At 67.2% G+C, this 2,051-nt stretch carries 3 protein-coding genes; 2 read left to right on the forward strand and 1 reads right to left on the reverse strand.

All coding sequences use genetic code 11. The annotated features are described in order from the left end of the window. The coding region (locus tag A5740_RS03335) for a metal-dependent transcriptional regulator (protein ID WP_254849064.1) at window positions 1–462 on the reverse strand (462 nt) is incomplete at its 3' end. 80 nt (window positions 463–542) lie between these two features. Between A5740_RS03335 and A5740_RS03340 the strand changes: the two genes are divergently transcribed. After that, window positions 543–1,529 (forward strand): bifunctional riboflavin kinase/FAD synthetase, encoded by a 987-nt coding sequence (locus tag A5740_RS03340; protein WP_076191489.1) that lies wholly within the window; start codon window positions 543–545, stop codon window positions 1,527–1,529. Window positions 1,530–1,626: 97 nt separating this feature from the next. Then, on the forward strand, window positions 1,627–1,896 hold the full coding sequence (gene rpsO / locus A5740_RS03345; RefSeq protein ID WP_003880490.1) for a 30S ribosomal protein S15: 270 nt from the start codon (window positions 1,627–1,629) through the stop codon (window positions 1,894–1,896). The last annotated feature ends 155 nt before the right edge of the window (window positions 1,897–2,051 follow it).

Raw genomic sequence — 2,051 nt, forward strand, 5'->3', positions numbered from 1 at the left:
GATCTCGGTGGCCATCCAGAGCCCCGGTGGATCCCATGATGCAGCGGCCGACGAGGACACCAGCGACCAGGTCGGGTGGCCCAACTTGGCATCGATGCAGTCGAGCATCCGGTCGGAGACCGCGTGCTCGAGGATCTCGGCCTCGTCGTGCACCTCGTCCCAGCTGTAGCCCAGTTCCTGCACCAGGAACGTCTCCATCAGCCGGTGCCGCCGGACCATCGCCAGCGCCGCGCGCCGGCCCGCATCGGTCAGCGTCACCGCGCCGTACTTCTCGTGGTCCACCAGACCCTGGTCGGCGAGTTTGCGGATGGATTCCGACGCGGTCGATGCCGACACGCCGATGCGCTCGGCCAGCAGTTTGGTGCTGACCTTCTCGCGAGACCACTCCTGGGCTGTCCAGATGACTTTGAGATAGTCCTGGGCAACCGTGGAGAGGTCTTGGTGGTTACCGTCGGGACTCACAGTAGGAAAGTTTAGGCAATCATCACCTGATCGGGGGATCTAGAGCAGACCGCGTCGCCATCGGGTCGTAGGCTGATCGCGTGCAGCGCTGGCGTGGGCAGGATGAGATCCCCACGGACTGGGGCAGGTGTGTGGTCACCATCGGAGTGTTCGATGGGGTACACCGCGGACACGCAGAGTTGATCAGCCATGCGGTGAAAGCAGGCCGGTCACGCGGAGTGCCCGTGGTCCTCATGACCTTCGATCCCCATCCGATGGAGGTGGTGTTTCCGGGTAGTCATCCGGCGCAGCTGACCACGCTGACGCGCCGGGCCGAGCTGGTCGAGGAACTCGGCGTCGACGTATTCCTCGTCATGCCGTTCACCTCCGACTTCATGAAGCTCACCCCGGACCGCTACATCCACGAGTTGCTGGTCGAGGACCTGCACGTGGTGGAGGTCGTGGTGGGGGAGAACTTCACCTTCGGCAAGAAGGCGGCAGGCAACGTGGCGATGCTGCGCGCGGCCGGGGAACGGTTCGGGTTCGCCGTCGAGAGCATGTCGCTGGTGACCGAGAAACTCGACCCGGACCACCGTGACGAGCGGGTCACCTTCTCTTCGACATACATCCGGTCCTGTGTCGACGCCGGCGACGTGGTGGCCGCCGCCGAGGCGCTGGGCCGCCCGCACCGGGTCGAGGGCGTGGTGGTGCGCGGCGACGGACGCGGCCGGGTGCTCGGTTTCCCGACCGCCAACGTGGCGCCGCCGATGTACTCGGCGATCCCGGCCGACGGCGTGTACGCCGCCTGGTTCACGGTCCTGGGTCACGGCCCGGTGGTCGGCACCGTGACGCCCGGCGAGCGGTATCAGGCCGCGGTCTCGGTGGGTACCAATCCGACGTTCTCCGGTCGCACCCGCACGGTCGAGGCATTCGTCCTCGACACCGAGGCCGACCTCTACGGGCAGCACGTCGCGGTCGACTTCGTGGCTCGCATCCGCGGCCAGGAGAAGTTCGAATCGGCCAAGGATCTGGTGGTGGCCATGGAGGCCGATACCGACCGGGCCCGCGCGATTCTGGCGGCACAGTAGAGGGCTGCTAGACTTTCCGCCGATCCGGTGCATGCTGCAGTCCGCGGTGGCTGTGCCGAGAATATGTTCGCGGGACTGAAATGATGGAGTTACTTTCGTGGCGCTTACTGCCGAGCAGAAAAAAGAAATCCTGAGCAGCTACGGTCTGCACGAGACCGACACCGGTTCGCCGGAAGCCCAGGTCGCCCTGCTGACCAAGCGGATCTCGGATCTGACCGAGCACCTCAAGCAGCACAAGCACGATCACCACTCGCGGCGCGGCCTGCTGCTGCTCGTCGGTCGTCGGCGCCGGCTGCTCAAGTACGTCGCCCAGGTCGACGTGGCGCGTTACCGTTCGCTGATCGAGCGTCTCGGGCTGCGTCGCTGACGCGTCCCCAGTGTCACCCGTTTCCGCGGGGGGCCCCGGGGGGGGGGGCCCGCGGGCGTTTTACCCCCCGGGGGGGGGGGGGGGCCGCAGTTTGGGGGGGGGGGGGGGGGGGCAGAAAGGCGGGGGGGGGCGGGGGCAGGGGGGGGGGATAGGTC

This window comes from Mycobacterium sp. GA-1841, from assembly GCF_001954135.1.
Taxonomy (GTDB): domain Bacteria; phylum Actinomycetota; class Actinomycetes; order Mycobacteriales; family Mycobacteriaceae; genus Mycobacterium.